The sequence below is a fragment of the Longibacter salinarum genome (assembly GCF_002554795.1).
Taxonomy (GTDB): Bacteria; Bacteroidota; Rhodothermia; order Rhodothermales; family Salinibacteraceae; genus Longibacter; species Longibacter salinarum.
Genome location: NZ_PDEQ01000010.1, coordinates 37635 through 52657, shown reverse-complemented (window position 1 = coordinate 52657; position 15023 = coordinate 37635). Strand labels below are relative to the sequence as shown.

The window sequence follows — 15023 nt, the reverse complement described above, 5'->3', positions numbered from 1 at the left end:
CCTACAATTCGGCGCTCATTCTCGCCTCAAGATTCGACCTGCATGTGTCCGAAGTGCCGGGCGGAAAAACCTGTTAAACGCCGGGCCCGCCGCTCTCGTCGGAATCAGCGTAAGAAGCACGAGATCGGAGGCTATCCTTCGCGACCTCGTGCGGGCACTGCGTCCCAATCGATGTCATTCGAGCACGTGCCCCGCATTCGTCTCGAAAGAGCCAACCGGCGCAACCTGTACTGGGCTCGACGGCTCGGCTGGGACCGTGCGTTCAACGCCATCGTTCGGCTCCTCGGATTTCGACGCCAGACGCCTGCACTCTCCGTGTTTTCGCAGGCGGTTGCACGATGGCAGCGTGCCAACGGCCTTGTTGTGGACGGCATTCTCGGTCCTAAAACGTGGCGGGCCATGCGGCGCGTTCTGCGCGGCAGATCTACGCATCAAGGCCCTGCCGATGCTCCGACCCCTCCGAGATTGTCGGAGATCGCGCTGGGCAAGCTCACGTTGAAGTCAAATAGAGACTTTACTCGGACCATCGGCCTCTACCAGTTCACCCCGGAAGATCTGCTTGTGACCGCGCGCATGCTCGAGGGGGAAAATAGCGGCCGCGAAACGCCCGAGACCGCCGCGATCGTCTGGTCGATGCTGAACCTGTATGCATTCCTCCAGCACCATAGATCCAGCTACCCCACGTTCGCCTCGTTTCTCTACAAATACTCAAGTCCGCTACACCCCGGCCGGCCACTGCGAAACCGATCGTGGCGGAATCTGAAGACATCGTCCAGACGAATGGCTATACGGGGGTTGAGAGGCCAGCTTCCGAATCCGGTTGGAAACGCCACGGACTTCGCAAACCCGTACATCTACTTCAAACGCCGCTACGGTCGTGCTCCAAATTACCAGGAATGGCGGAATTACATCGCTCGCCATACCAAGCGGTATATGGAGTGGATCGGCGAGGTGGACGGCATCAAACAGTTCGGACGAAACACGTTCTACATCAATAAACGTGTTCGCAACGTACCGACCGGCGTCGTCAAAATCCGATGGTAGATAATGGGAGAGCGTTTCCCTGAGCTTCCGAGTCCTGGATCAATCAGTGTAACACGTGTACCCAAACGCACCGATGTCCCCAGCATCCTGATCTCATGACTGCGCTTTACGCATCTGGATCGTCCGGCGTGTCACCTGCAAACGCTCAGCCGCCTGACTAACGTTTCCATTGGCATCCTCCAGTGCGATCTCTACCGCGAGATCTCCGGTCCTGCGGCATAGCTCCTTTAACCCAATTCCCGACGCGATAGCCTGTCGAATGTACTGACGAACGTTGTTATTCCTGAGCCCCGTTTCGCGACCCAACAGACGTCCATCCTCGGCCGGCAGGTCTGACATCGTGATCAAGCCTCCGGCGAGATGCCGTCCGCCCATGCGGCGAATCAGCTGCCGTAGCTCGCGCACATTCCCAGAAAAGTCTCGACCCATGAGGGCATCTTGAACCAAAGGATCGAGATGAATGGGCGTCTCGGTCCCGATTTCTGCGAGAAAGTGATTCGCAAGAAGGATGATGTCTTCGCGACGATCGCGCAGTGGTGGAAGGACCATCTCCCATCCCGCAATTCGGTGATACAGGTCCTCGCGGAACGTCCCGCCCTCGATCATTTTCCGCAGGTCCCGGTGCGTTGCACAAACCAGTCGAAACTCGGCCGAGCGCCACGTATGACTTCCGACACGCTTGAACGTCTTTTCCTGGATCACGCGCAGTAACTCCGCTTGCAGCGTCCCCGGGAGGTCACCGATCTCATCCAGGAAAAGGGTGCCTCCATCCGCCAGTTCGCACGCCCCCACCCGTGTTTTGAGGGCATTTGTAAAGGCACCTTTTTCGTGTCCGAAAAACTCACTTCCAGACAACTCGGGGACGATCGTCGTGCAATCGAGAACCACAATTTTTTCCTTATCTGGTCGCGGGTCGAGCGTGTGTATCAATCGGGCCACAAGCTCTTTTCCAGTCCCTGTCTCTCCCTGGATCAGGATCGGGCCTTGAGAGAATAGAGCCGCTTCAATCGCTCGACGAAGGGCCTGCTTCCACGCACGGCTTCGACCGATCAGATGACGGCTCACGATCGGCGCATCGATCCAGTGCTCAATTGCAGTCCACCGGTCGAGTCGCCCCTGAATGGACCGGGCAACCTGCGATGGGCAATGGTACGAGATCACATCAACAGCACCGAGGTCGAGCAATTTCCAGGCATCGGATGCTGAAATACGGTCCGTCACCACGACGACGATCCGCCCGTCTCCCACATCCCCGATCAGCTTCTCGACCAGTTGAGATCCGGACGCAGCCACGACGATGATGAGCCCTTTTTCTGGCAAGAGGTCGTCACGAAAGACTTCCGCCTTGATTCCAGCTTCTGTCAACGACAGGCATAGCTCACCGACGACTCCGGCATTATTACTATGGACCCATACCGGTTTATCTCCCTCCGTCGTACGTGCACCCATGCTCCCCACCTCGAGCCCCTCTCCGATCTACATGGCCACGCCGGCGGATCACGATGCCATGCAGGTAGGGAAAGGGGACACAGATTCATCTGCTGAGCCTTTGCATTGAAGCACAACGCCGCCTGCCCCGGAACGGTAGCGCGACACCATGCACTGGAAGGGGGTAAGAAAAACGCAACCCTGGAGTCACATATGAAGATACGATTTGGCCGAATCGGAAACGACAGGCGAACCCGCCCAATCAGGATTGTCCTGACTGCACCTGCCGCGACGGCGACGTGACTTGATATGAGCGACTTTTTTCGTTGAACGCCTCAAACGCAGGATTCGGGGCGATCTCAAACACTGATTTCATCGTCAGTTCCTCCCCCCAACCTTGCACCACCTTCCCGACGCGCGTATCGTACGGACTCCCGTTACCGCGTTTTCGGCGCTTGCCATCGCGGCAGAAACATGCTCGTTGCGGTTCTGTTGTACCCTGTCCGCAAACCCGTGACGTCTCCTGTCGATGCAGGGGACGACCCGAGCAAACCGTCACTCGAACAATACCTTTTCCAGAGGGGATTTATTTTGGCTGTTGGTGTTAAAGTACGAGGAAACGAATCGATCGATCGCGCGCTCAAGCGCTTCCGCCGCCAGGTAAACCGCAGCCGCGTGCTGCGCGAATACCGGCAGAACATGGCGTACATGAAGCCTTCGGAGGAGAAGCGGCTTCGCGCTAAGAAGTCTCGCCGGCGTCGCCACCGCAATCGCGGCAAGAACCGGAAGCGGAAGTAATCCGCTCGCTCGCTGCGACCTGACGGTTCAGCGTCGCACGAGAACAGCGCTCGTTTGATCGCGACCTGCAGCGGTCCCCCTCCCGGGATCGCTGCTTTCGCGTACCCATACGAAGCGTCTCTTCGTATCAGAAATCAAAAGGACGACTCCATACCATGGAGCCGTCCTTTTTCTATGATACCTTCTCTCGTTTCTCGGTCTCCGTTCCGTGAACCCGGGAAATCTAATATCCTGCCGGCACCGCATCCACTCCCGAATCTCGGTAGACCGGCCGGAGCCGTTCGATCCATATCGCCCCGATCGTGGCTGGCAGCCCCCACAGCACAAGTCCCGTAATTGCGACACTCCACCCCACGGATACGCCGAAATATCCGGTCACCCAGGGCCCGATGTACTGAAAGAGATGCGAGTTGGTCGCCATAATGAGACCGACGACCGACCACAGCATGTTGTAAAGATGCCACTCGACCGGGTGGTCGAAGGCCTCTCGTCGGATCATGATATACAGACCGACGGAAAGCTGAATCATTCCCCAAAACGCAAAGACGTGGAAGATGCCGTAGTCCAGTCCGCCAACACGTGCGAACGTCAGAATGTCGGCCGGAATAAACAACGACGACAGGCAAAGACTGTACATCGACGCACCGTACATCCACCCGACCCGCTTGTGCAGGGTCGTTCCCTTCGACAGTACGCAGGTTGCGATCCCCAGAAGAAGGGCCGCTACTCCCGATACGGTGTGGAAAACAAGCATGTCAAGCGCGGAGGGTAGATTCTTCGTTTGCCCGAATCACGTGAACGGTGGCGTGGCTGTTACGAATCGCCTTGACACCTCTTCCCTCCGTCGCTAGCTTTTCGCCGGGTGTCGCCTAACTATCCGCCGGTCGCTTTTCCCATCCCCCTATCTTCTTTTATGGCTTTTCGCTTCCTTCTCGCAACGCGCAACCCCGGCAAGGTCGAGGAAATTCGCGCGCTACTGTCCGATCTCGATGTCGAAATCCTTGCCGCCGATACGTTGGACGAGCCGATCGATGTCGAGGAAGACGCAGAGACCCTGCGCGGCAATGCGGAGAAGAAGGCACGAGCATACGCCGACCGGTTCGATCTTCCGGCCCTTGCCGACGATACCGGACTTGAAGTCGATGCCCTCAACGGGGGACCGGGTGTTCATACGGCCCGCTTTGCCGGCCCCGATGCTACGGCCGCTGACAACACAGCAAAGATGCTCACCGAGTTGAGCACTGTTGATGATCGCTCGGCTCGCTTTCGCACCGTGGCCTGTTTCATCGACGAAAAAGGAACACCACACTACTTCGACGGGGTGTGCGAGGGTGAAATTGCAGAGGCTCCCCGCGGCGATCAAGGATTCGGATACGACCCGATTTTCGTACCAGAGGCCCACGAACAGACTTTTGCCGAAATGGACGCCGGGGCCAAGAATGCCATCAGCCATCGCAAGAAAGCGATGCACGCGTTCCGACACTTCCTCGAACAGCGCCTGTAAACCCCTTCCGGACCGGTATCCCAACACGTCCACACTTCCACACATCCACACCTTCACACCTAAACATGGTAGCCCTGGTTCAGCGCGTAAGTGAAGCATCCGTCGTCGTCGACGGCGAAACGACGGGCGCAATCAATGACGGTCTACTGGTCCTACTGGGCGTCCGCGATGGCGATTCTGAAGCTGAGAGCGAATGGCTCGCGAATAAGGTCGCCAACCTCCGGGTCTTCCCCGACAGCGACGGCAAGATGGACGAGTCCGTGCTCGACACCGGCGGGGGCGTACTCGTCGTCCCGCAGTTTACCCTCTACGGCGATGTATCCGGCGGCCACCGGCCCTCGTTCACAGACGCAGCGTCCCCCGGTCCCGCGAAGGAACTGTACCTCGACTTCGTGGATCGCCTATCTGACATGCTCGGCCGCCCCGTCCCGACCGGCGTGTTCGGAGCCATGATGGATGTCCATCTTACGAACGACGGCCCCGTCACCCTCTGGATCGAAAAATGATTCGAAGTCGAAATTCTAAATGCGGATTGAGTATTGAGAATCAGGGATTTCGGAGATATGATCGCGCCTCTAATTCCACGCGATCTCCATCCCCTTCTCCTTCTCCCCCTTTCTCCCTTTCGCTTTCGCCTTTCATCTCCCATATCCCAATCCTCACACCTCACACTATGCGTCTCGTCGCCTCCCTCCTGCTCCTGGCCGCTACGCTTGTGCTGGCGCCACCCGCCGACGCCCAGCCCGCGGCGGATTACGTCGTTCACAACGCCAATGTCTACACCGTGGACGCAGACCAGCCGCAGGCGGAAGCGTTTGCCGTACGCGGCGACCGGCTCGTCATGGTCGGCTCGAATGACGATGTCCTCGCCTCGTATCCGGACGCAGAAAAGCGGAATGCAGAGGGCCGTACCATCGTGCCCGGCCTCATTGACGCTCACGTGCACCTGATGGGACTCGGTCGAAGCCTCTTGCAGGCGAACCTCGTCGGCACGCCGTCGAAGCAGGCTATCATCGATACGCTCAAAGCATTTGCCAGCGACCTTCCCGAGGGCGCCTGGCTGCAGGGGCGCGGCTGGGACCAGAACGACTGGCCCTCCGCCGGCTTCCCCACGCGGCAGGACCTTGATGCTGCTTTCCCCGACCGCCCGATCTATCTCGAGCGCGTCGACGGGCACGCGGGCTGGGTCAACACGGCGGCGATCGAGCAGACCGTCGGCATGGAGGCACTCGAGCAAATGGACGACCCGGAGGGCGGGAGCATTCGGCGCGATGACGAGGGTGTACCGACCGGCATCCTGATCGACGCGGCGGCTGGCATTATCACAAGCGAAATCCCGGAATACTCCGAGGACCGCCTCGACGAAGCCCTCACGCGCGCCCTCGATCAAACCACACGGTACGGCCTGACGAGCGTTCACGACGCGGGCGTAACCCGTGCCGATGTCGATCGATACCAGCGCTTCATCGAGGAGGACCGCTTCCCCGTCCGCATGTACGCCATGATCGCCGGACGGGGCGACACATTCGATTACTTTTGCCGGAAGGGGACGATCGCGTCGGGCGACCGTCTTCGCGTGCAATCGGTCAAAATGTACATGGACGGCGCCCTCGGCAGCCGCGGCGCCGCCCTGCTGGAGGATTACAGCGACGACGCCGGCAACCGAGGTCTCCTGATGACGCAACCCGACGAGATGCGTAAGGACGTTATCGATGCGATCCGGTGCGGCTTTCAGGTCAACACGCACGCCATCGGCGACCGAGGCAACCGCGTCACGCTCGACGCCTACGAAGCCGCCTTCGATTCCCTCGGCGAAGGCATCGGACGGCACCGCGTGGAGCACGCGCAGATCCTCCACCCCGACGACCTGCCCCGGTTCGCCGACATGGACGTGATCGCCTCGATGCAGCCGACGCACGCGACGAGCGACATGCCGTGGGCAGTCGACCGACTCGGCAACGAGCGCCTGAAAGGAGCCTACGCCTGGCAAACCCTCAAGGAGAGCGGCGCGCACCTCGCGTTCGGCTCCGACTTCCCGGTCGAGGACGTCGATCCGCTGGAAGGCTTCCATGCCGCTGTGACCAGACAGGATGCCGACGACATGCCAGAAGGCGGCTGGATGCCGGAAGAAACCGTGTCCCGGGAAGCCGCTCTGCACGCCTTCACACTCGGCGCCGCCTACGCCGCGTTCCAGGAGCAGGAGATCGGCTCCCTCGAAGCCGGCAAAAAGGCGGACTTCGTCGTATTGTCGCAGGACATCATGGCGGTGCCGGACGACAGCATCCTCGACACCCGCGTCGTCGCGACCTACATCGACGGGGAGGCTGTGTATGCCACGGACGACTGGCAGTAGAAGCCGCGGCGTGACGTAAGGGCTCATCGCAATGCGCCCTTACGCACCCGTCGCATTTTCCAGTAGATGCCGCGCAACCCGCCCGCCGTGCCGACGTTTGACGTGTGATCCGTAGTACCCGCTTCAACAGCACGTCTCTGTATGTCGTCTTCGCCCCCCAACATGTCCGTCGACGTCGATCCGCACTCCGCCTTCGAGCTGGAGTCCGAGTTCGAGCCGATGGGCGACCAGCCCAACGCCATCAATGAGCTCGTCGACGGCCTCCATCGTGGGGACGAGTACCAGACGCTGCTCGGCGCGACGGGAACCGGCAAAACCTTTACCGTTGCTAATGTCATTGAGGAGATCAACCGGCCGACGCTGGTGATGAGCCACAACAAGACGTTGGCGGCGCAGCTTTACGGCGAGCTGAAGCAGTTCTTCCCGAATAACGCCGTGGAGTACTTCATCTCCTACTACGACTATTACCAGCCGGAGTCGTACATCGTCCCGAGCGACACGTACATCGAGAAGGATGTCGCCATTAACGACCGGATCGAGCGGCTCCGCCTCCGCGCTACCTCCGAGCTCATCAGCGGCCGCGACGACGTGCTGGTAGTGGCGAGTGTGTCTTGCATCTACGGTCTCGGTTCGCCGGAGGAGTTCAAGAAGGAGATCATCCAGGTCGAGCCCGGCATGGTGATCGACCGCGACGACCTCCTCCGCCGGTTCATCGACCTGTTTTACCAGCGCAACGACATCGAATTCGAGCCGGGCACCTTCCGTGTGCGCGGCGATGTCGTCGACCTCTTCCCCGCCTACTTCGAAGAACGTGCCTTCCGCATCGAGTTCTGGGGCGACGAGATCGACCGTATCAGCGTTTTCGACGCGACGAGCGGCAAGGAGATCGAGGAACTCGACCAGCACCTGACGATCTACCCGGCGCAGATCTTCGTCACGCCACAGGACCGGCTCCAGCGAGCGATCGACGACATCAAGGAGGAGCTCAAATGGCGGCTCGCGGTCTTACGCGAGGAAGGCAAACTGGTGGAGGCCCAGCGGCTGGAGCAGCGCACGGAATTCGACATCGAGATGATGCAGGAGGTCGGCTACTGCTCTGGCATCGAGAACTACTCGCGTCACCTGACCGGCCGCCAGCCCGGTGAACGGCCGTTCTGTCTCCTCGACTACTTCCCGGATGACTTTCTGCTGGTCGTCGACGAGAGCCACGTGACCATTCCCCAGGTGCGCGCCATGTACAACGGCGACCGCGCCCGGAAGCTGAAGCTGGTGGAGCACGGATTCCGGCTCCCGTCAGCGCTCGACAACCGGCCGCTCACGTTTGAAGAGTTCGAGCAGCAAACGCCACAGACCATCTTCATGAGTGCCACGCCCGCCGACTATGAACTGGAGCAGAGCGGAGGCGTCTTCGTCGAGCAGGTGGTGCGCCCCACGGGCATTCCCGACCCGGAAATCGATATCCGCCCGACCGGGAATCAGGTAGACGACCTAATGGAGGAAATCCGCAAGCGCTCGGAGAAGGGCGAACGTGTGCTCGTCACAACGCTCACGAAGCGAATGACCGAGGACCTCGCCGACTACCTCGACAGCTACGGTGTGCGCGTCCGCTGGATGCACTCGGACATCGACGCCCTCGAGCGGGTCGACATCATCCGCGGTCTGCGACTGGGGGAGTACGACGTGCTGGTCGGCGTCAACCTCCTGCGTGAGGGCCTCGACCTGCCGGAAGTGTCGCTCGTCGCGATTCTCGATGCCGACAAGGAGGGCTTCCTCCGCTCCGAACGCTCCCTCATCCAAACCGCTGGTCGCGCGGCCCGTAACGTCGACGGGCAGGTGATCCTGTACGCCGACGAGATCACCGACTCGATGCGCCGCATGATGGACGAGACGGAGCGGCGCCGGGAGATCCAGCTCGAGTACAACGAGGAGAACGACATCACGCCGGCCCCGATCAAGAAGTCGCACGACCAGATCCGACGCGGCACCGCGATTGCCGACGAGAAGGGCGACGACCACTCCGGACAGAAGCGCCAGCACTACGGCGGACCCGAGCAGCTATCGTCGAAGGTGGCCGACCCGGTCGTGAAGTACCTCGACAACGACCAGAAGCAGGACCTCATCGATCAGATGAAGGAGGAGATGCAGGAAGCGGCGGAAAACCTCGACTTCGAGCGCGCTGCCGAACTCCGCGACAGCATCGAGGACCTCGAGGAGCAACTCGCCAGCGACGACGGCTCCGGCCAAGCCGCCAGCAACAAAGCGTCGGGGGAATGAGCTGTGAGGTTTGGGGTTTGAGGGAGGAGGGGAAAGACGAGAAAGGGCGAGAGGGAGAAAGGGGGAGAGTCGGGTTAAACGAGTAACGGGCCACGGCGATAATTCGAAGTGCCTCAGCGTTATCCCCAACTCTAACCCTATGGTCCCGACAACATGGGTAACACCTCAGGACCATCCTGACCGTCTTTTCCAGTTCACGTCGATGCTTGTTTATTATTCCGGTGGTCATTCCCGGTCAGGTAATTCGACAGCCCGTCGAACTCTGAACGCTGAACCTTGAACGCTGAACTCTGAACTACCCCACAGCCGGTGCGCGGTCGAAGGCGGTGCCAACCAGTAGTTGCGCCTCGTCCAGCAGGCTCTGGAGGTGCTTCTCGCCCTTGAAGCTCTCCGCGTAGATCTTGTAGATCGCTTCGGTACCGGAGGGGCGGGCGACGAACCAGCCGTTCTCGGTTTCCACCTTCAGCCCCCCGATCGGGGCGTCGTTGCCCGGTGCGTTGGTCAGGATGGCCGTGATCTCCTCACCCGCCAGCCGGTCGGAGTCCACCTGGTCGGGCGTAAGGTTTTTTAGCACCTTCTTCTGGGCGGGCGTCGCGGGAGCATCCACGCGCTTGAACACCGGACTGCCGAATTTTTCCGTCAGCTCCTCGTAGATCTCGCTCGGATCCTTGCCGCGCTTCGCCGTAATCTCCGCCGCGAGGAGACCTGCGATGATGCCGTCCTTGTCGGTCGTCCACGTCGTCCCGTCTTTGCGCAGGAATGACGCGCCTGCGCTCTCTTCCCCGACGAATCCGCAGCGACCGTCGAGCAGCACGTCGACAAACCATTTGAAGCCCACCGGCACCTCGTGCACCTTCCGGTCGTGGTGTTTGGCGATTCGCGTGAGGAGCCCGGAGCTCACGACCGTCTTCCCGAGTCCGGCATCTGAGGGCCAGTCCGGACGGTGCGTCAGCAGGTGATCGAGCATGACGCAGAGATAGTGATTCGGCTGCATCAGCCCACCACCGGCCGTGACGATACCGTGGCGATCGTGGTCGGTGTCGCACGCGAACGCCACATCGTACTCGTCCTTCAGATCGATGAGCGATTGCATGGCGTACGGTGACGACGGATCCATGCGGATGGCACCGTCCCAGTCGAGCGTCATGAAAGAGAATGTCGGGTCGATACTCGTCCGTAGCACATCCAGCGGGAGATCGTAGTGCTCCGCAATCGCCATCCAGTAATGCACACCGGCACCGCCGAGCGGGTCGACTGCCAGCTTTAACCCGGATGTGCGAATCGCCTCCATGTCAATGACCGAGTCAAGGTCGCGGACGTAGTTGCCGAGGAAGTCGTACTCCTGCGTCGTATCCGCCCGACGTGCCTCATCCTGGCCGACCCGCTTCACATCGGAGAGGTCGTTCTCGAGAATCTCGTTCGCCCGCTGCTGAATCCACGATGTCGCTTCCGTCCCGGCGGGACCGCCTGTCGTCGGGTTGTACTTGAAACCGCCATCCGTGGGCGGGTTATGCGACGGCGTAATGACGATACCGTCGGCGAGCCCCTCCGTGCGCCCATCGTTGTACGTGAGAATCGCGTGTGAGACCGCCGGCGTCGGCGTGACGCCGTCATCCGCCGCGACCATAACGGTCACCTCGTGCGCCGCGAGCACCTCCAGCGCCGTGGCATGAGCGGGCAGAGAAAGCGCGTGCGTGTCCATGCCGAGAAAGAGCGGCCCGTCCGTCCCCACCTGCGCACGGTACTCACAGATCGCCTGCGTCGTCGCAAGGATATGATCCTCGTTAAAGGTTCGATTCAACGATGTCCCACGGTGTCCCGACGTACCAAACGACACGCGCTGCGCGTCGACGGACGGGTCCGGATGTTCGGTCTGATACGCCCGCACGAGGTCGGGAATGTCGGCGAGGGCGGACTCCGGCGCAGGCTGGCCGGCAAGTTCGTGTACAGACATAGTCGGAACGATAAATGAGGAAGAGAAGAGCGGGCACAGCGAACAGAGTCAACCTCCACCCGAATGGTAAGACACCGAGCCCGCATTCTCCACCTGTTTGCACGACTGTAAAATCAGGCGTCCGAAAGCCAACGTGACCTCGCTTGAAGCTATCGAACCGGCGCCTATCTCATGGCAACATTCACTTCGCTATCAGAATCACACTGGAACCGGGTCCTGTGCTCCACATAGCAGACCGTCACATCATGCCGATGTACACATCCCGGTCTTCGCGCTCCCTTTCGCGGCTAATTCGAATGGAAGGGCGGGTAGAAGGGGAAACTTTCAGGACGAGTAGCCGTGATGAAATGGCTACGAGCCAAGCCATCTGCGCGCACCCTCCAATCTGCATTTCCGAGTCATGAAGAAGGACATCCACCCCGAGTACAACGAAATCACCATCAAGCTGGCCGACGGCTCTGAGTTCGTCACCCGCTCCACGATGGATCGCGACAACTACGAGTCCGAAGTCGACTCGACGAACCACCCGTTCTACACGGGCCGCCGCCAGTTCGTCGACACCGCTGGTCGTGTGGAGAAGTTCAATCGTCGCTACGGCCTCAACCAGGACGACGAAGAAGGCGACGAAGGCGAAGAAGACGACGAGTAAGCGTCTCGCCGCTGCATTTCGTCGGCTGACCGGACCTAGGGTGCCACGCGCGCACCGCCTCCGGCATCTCGCCGTCCGGCGCCAGCATCGACCTCCGAGGGCCATTCGCACAGCGGATGGTCCTCGTTGCGTTCCGGTCGCTGGCGCTTCTTTCGATCTGATCTCCGTTCCCTAAACCTGCAGTTTGCATGCCTGACGTCAATCCGGTCCACCTCATCGCCCACAAGCGCGACGGCCAATCCCTGGATCCCGATGATATCCGCGCGTTCATCAATGCCTACACGGCTGGCGACGTCCCGGACTATCAGATGAGCGCGTTCCTGATGGCCACGTATCTCAACGGCCTGGATGACGCGGAGGCCGCCGCTCTCACGGACGCCATGCTCCATAGCGGGCGCGTGCTGGATCTTTCCGACCTCTCGGGCACAAAGGTCGACAAGCACTCCACCGGCGGTGTTGGCGACAAAGTCTCGCTCATCCTCGCCCCCGTCGTGGCGGCGTGTGGCGTCCCGGTGCCGATGATCTCCGGTCGCGGCCTTGGCCACACCGGCGGTACCCTCGACAAGCTGGAGTCCATTCCGGGCTTCCGTACCGACCTGTCGATCGAGACCTACCGTCAGCAGCTCGAGGACATTGGACTCGTCCTCATCGGGCAGACCGCCGAGATGGCTCCGGCCGATCGCAAGCTCTACGCCCTACGCGACGTCACGGCCACCGTCGAGTCCATCCCGCTGATCGCCGCCTCGATCATGAGCAAGAAGCTGGCGGAGGGCATCGACGCACTGGTGCTTGACGTCAAATGCGGCCGCGGCGCCTTCATGAAAACGGAGAAGGACGCCCGCAAACTGGCTGAAACGCTGACGGCCATCGGCGAGAAGAACGGCACGCCGACCACGGCGCTCATGACCCGCATGGACGTGCCGCTGGGTCGCGCCGTCGGCAACTGGCCCGAGGTCGCCGAAAGCATCGAATGCCTTCGCGGAGAGCATGACGACTCCGAACTGATGGAAGTCACCATCGGCCTAGCCGGCGAGATGCTCGCTCTCGGCGGCGTCGCGGATTCGCCGGAAGAGGGGCGCGAGCAGGCCCGGGCCTCAGTCGCGGATGGCTCGGCTCTGGACACGTTTCGGACGCTGGTGGAGACCCAGGACGGCGATCCGACGGTCATCGACGATCCGTCCTCCCGCCCTGGCTCCGAGCCCGTCGCAGAGGTCGTCGCCCCGGACTCCCTGCACGGCACGATCACGGACATCGACGCACTCGCAATTGGCTTTGCAGCCGTCGACCTTGGCGCAGGACGCCGTACGAAGGAAGACACTGTTGACCCGACGGCTGGCCTCGTGTTCGAACGAAGAGTCGGTGACCAGGTAAAGCCAGGAGACGTGCTGGCGCGCCTGTATGCAAAGGATGAATCACGCGTCCCGGCGGCACAGGAGGCGATAGCCGACGCGTTCACGGCAGGCGACGAAGCTCCGGAGTCAACCTCGGCTATTCTGGACCGCTACACCCGTAATGGTTGGCTTCACGGTACCAACGCTTGAGTGTCTGTGTAACATTTCTCGTTAAAGAGAAGTATACTGAATGGCATTCACCACCCACGCTTTTACCTGCTGATCGAACTCACCCGCCGTCATGTCTGTCTGGTCCCGGTTTACGCGGTTTATCAAGTCCATCTTTGGAGGAGCGGTCTCCGCAATGGAGAACCCGCGCCTCATTCTCGAACAAAACATCCGGGAACTGAACGACCAGGTCCCGGAGATGAATGAGAATATCGCCACGGTCAAGGCGAATATGATCATGCTCCAGAAGGAGTCTAATAAGACGGAAAAACAGGTCAAAGACCTGACGGCCAAGATTCGCACCGCCATTCAGTCCGACCGGGAGGACATCGCCCGCAAGTACGCGATGCGCCTCGAGTCGAAGAAAGCGGAGCTGGAGCGCACAGAGAACCAGCTCACGAACGCCGAGCGCGCCTACGAGAAGGCGCTGAAGGTCAAGAAGGCGTTCATGCGGGAGAAGGAGAAGAAGATTCAGGAAGCCAAAGACGCGCTCCGTCAGCACGAGCAGGCGCAGTGGCAGGCGGAAATTGCGGATACGCTGGAGCAGTTTGAGGTCTCCGGCCTCGACCAGACGCACGACGAGATGCTGAACCGCCTCAACGAGCAGACGGCCAAGAACGAGGCCCGCATGGAGCTGGCCCTCGACTCCGTCGATACGGAGGCGATGCAGATCGAAGAAGACGCGGAAGAGCTGCGCGCCGCCGAGATCGTCAACCAGTTCAAGATGGAGATGGGTATGACGGACCAGAAAGAGTCCGCACCCGCTTCCGAGGAGGAGACGATCGACCTGCCGTCCGAAGAGGAACGGGAGGAGCCGTCCAAGACCATCGGGCGCCAACGCACACAGTCGGAATAGGCGGCACGCGTCCGTGCATGCACGTCGGCGGTCGAATCAAACCCGGGTATCGGCGATGAAGAAGGAGGAATTCGAACGGATCAAAGAGGCGGAAAAGAAGCGCCTCCGGCTGCAAAAGCGTCTGCGTGAGATCAAGCGTACGTCGGAGCGACAGCAAGAGTCGGCCTCCCTCGTTCGCAAGATGCAGAGCGCAAGCGCTTCGCTGCTCCGCGACACCCAGTCGCTGCTCGACTCGCTGTCGGCCGAGGTCGCCAGGTCGCAGGCCCGTCTCGAAGTTGCGATGGACGACGAAGCGAATGCTCCGTCGACGACGGCCTCAGAGGAAGATGTCGCGGCGTTCGAGCGCGAACAGTCAGCTGCTGATCGCGAGGCGCGAGCACGTGACCTCGTGCGCCAGTTCAAGGAGTCGGTTCAGCCGTCCCAGGCATCCGAAAACACGAAGCAGGAAGCTGACGACACACCCGCCCCGTCGCCCGAAGAGAATGACAGCGAGGACGACCTGCCCGACAAAACGATCGGTCGCATGCGCGATACCTGATTGTTCGTGGCAGCCGCAAGCGTGGTAACATCGTGACCTCCTGACGCGTACTACGAACGCAACGAG

General features: G+C 60.8%; 13 protein-coding genes. 10 read left to right on the top strand and 3 right to left on the bottom strand.

Translation table 11 applies throughout. The annotated features are described in order from the left end of the window. Window positions 1-186 precede the first annotated feature (186 nt). The gene (locus CRI94_RS16070) at window positions 187-1044 is read left to right on the top strand and encodes a peptidoglycan-binding domain-containing protein (RefSeq protein ID WP_179862360.1); all 858 of its coding nucleotides are present in this window, start codon (window positions 187-189) and stop codon (window positions 1042-1044) included. A gap of 93 nt (window positions 1045-1137) precedes the next feature. Here the strand turns inward: CRI94_RS16070 and CRI94_RS16065 are convergent, their stop codons facing one another. Continuing rightward, window positions 1138-2493 (bottom strand): sigma 54-interacting transcriptional regulator, encoded by a 1356-nt coding sequence (locus CRI94_RS16065; protein WP_098078385.1) that lies wholly within the window; start codon window positions 2491-2493, stop codon window positions 1138-1140. Between the two features lie 492 nt (window positions 2494-2985). Here CRI94_RS16065 and rpsU point away from each other — a divergent pair, with 492 nt between their 5' ends. Further along, window positions 2986-3270, top strand: a complete 285-nt coding sequence (gene rpsU / locus CRI94_RS16060; protein WP_245846231.1) for a 30S ribosomal protein S21 — start codon at window positions 2986-2988, stop codon at window positions 3268-3270. Between the two features lie 223 nt (window positions 3271-3493). Here rpsU and CRI94_RS16055 read toward each other — a convergent pair whose 3' ends face one another. Then, window positions 3494-4024, bottom strand: coding sequence for a DUF2306 domain-containing protein (locus CRI94_RS16055; protein ID WP_098078380.1), 531 nt, complete (start codon window positions 4022-4024; stop codon window positions 3494-3496). A gap of 159 nt (window positions 4025-4183) precedes the next feature. Here CRI94_RS16055 and rdgB point away from each other — a divergent pair, with 159 nt between their 5' ends. The 4 genes from rdgB to uvrB all read left to right on the top strand — a co-directional run bounded on the left by rdgB (window position 4184) and on the right by uvrB (window position 9401). After that, entirely contained in the window at window positions 4184-4774 is a 591-nt protein-coding gene (gene rdgB / locus CRI94_RS16050; RefSeq protein ID WP_098078377.1) for an RdgB/HAM1 family non-canonical purine NTP pyrophosphatase, read from the top strand. A gap of 65 nt (window positions 4775-4839) precedes the next feature. After that, complete coding sequence (gene dtd / locus CRI94_RS16045) at window positions 4840-5280, top strand: D-aminoacyl-tRNA deacylase (protein WP_098078374.1); 441 nt, start codon at window positions 4840-4842, stop codon at window positions 5278-5280. A gap of 167 nt (window positions 5281-5447) precedes the next feature. Then, window positions 5448-7127, top strand: a complete 1680-nt coding sequence (locus CRI94_RS16040; RefSeq protein WP_098078370.1) for an amidohydrolase — start codon at window positions 5448-5450, stop codon at window positions 7125-7127. Between the two features lie 141 nt (window positions 7128-7268). Further along, window positions 7269-9401, top strand: coding sequence for an excinuclease ABC subunit UvrB (gene uvrB, locus CRI94_RS16035; RefSeq protein WP_245846230.1), 2133 nt, complete (start codon window positions 7269-7271; stop codon window positions 9399-9401). A 295-nt stretch (window positions 9402-9696) separates the two neighbouring features. Here the strand turns inward: uvrB and pgm are convergent, their stop codons facing one another. Then, window positions 9697-11355 (bottom strand): phosphoglucomutase (alpha-D-glucose-1,6-bisphosphate-dependent), encoded by a 1659-nt coding sequence (pgm, locus tag CRI94_RS16030; protein WP_098078362.1) that lies wholly within the window; start codon window positions 11353-11355, stop codon window positions 9697-9699. A gap of 400 nt (window positions 11356-11755) precedes the next feature. On the opposite strand from pgm, the gene rpmE reads away from it, so the two are divergent. The 4 genes from rpmE to CRI94_RS16010 all read left to right on the top strand — a co-directional run bounded on the left by rpmE (window position 11756) and on the right by CRI94_RS16010 (window position 14957). Then, window positions 11756-12004, top strand: a complete 249-nt coding sequence (rpmE, locus tag CRI94_RS16025; RefSeq protein WP_098078359.1) for a 50S ribosomal protein L31 — start codon at window positions 11756-11758, stop codon at window positions 12002-12004. Between the two features lie 188 nt (window positions 12005-12192). Next, on the top strand, window positions 12193-13545 hold the full coding sequence (locus CRI94_RS16020) for a thymidine phosphorylase (protein WP_098078355.1): 1353 nt from the start codon (window positions 12193-12195) through the stop codon (window positions 13543-13545). 91 nt (window positions 13546-13636) lie between these two features. Continuing rightward, window positions 13637-14419, top strand: coding sequence for a PspA/IM30 family protein (locus tag CRI94_RS16015; RefSeq protein ID WP_098078352.1), 783 nt, complete (start codon window positions 13637-13639; stop codon window positions 14417-14419). Window positions 14420-14474: 55 nt separating this feature from the next. Beyond that, on the top strand, window positions 14475-14957 hold the full coding sequence (locus tag CRI94_RS16010) for a hypothetical protein (RefSeq protein WP_098078347.1): 483 nt from the start codon (window positions 14475-14477) through the stop codon (window positions 14955-14957). The last annotated feature ends 66 nt before the right edge of the window (window positions 14958-15023 follow it).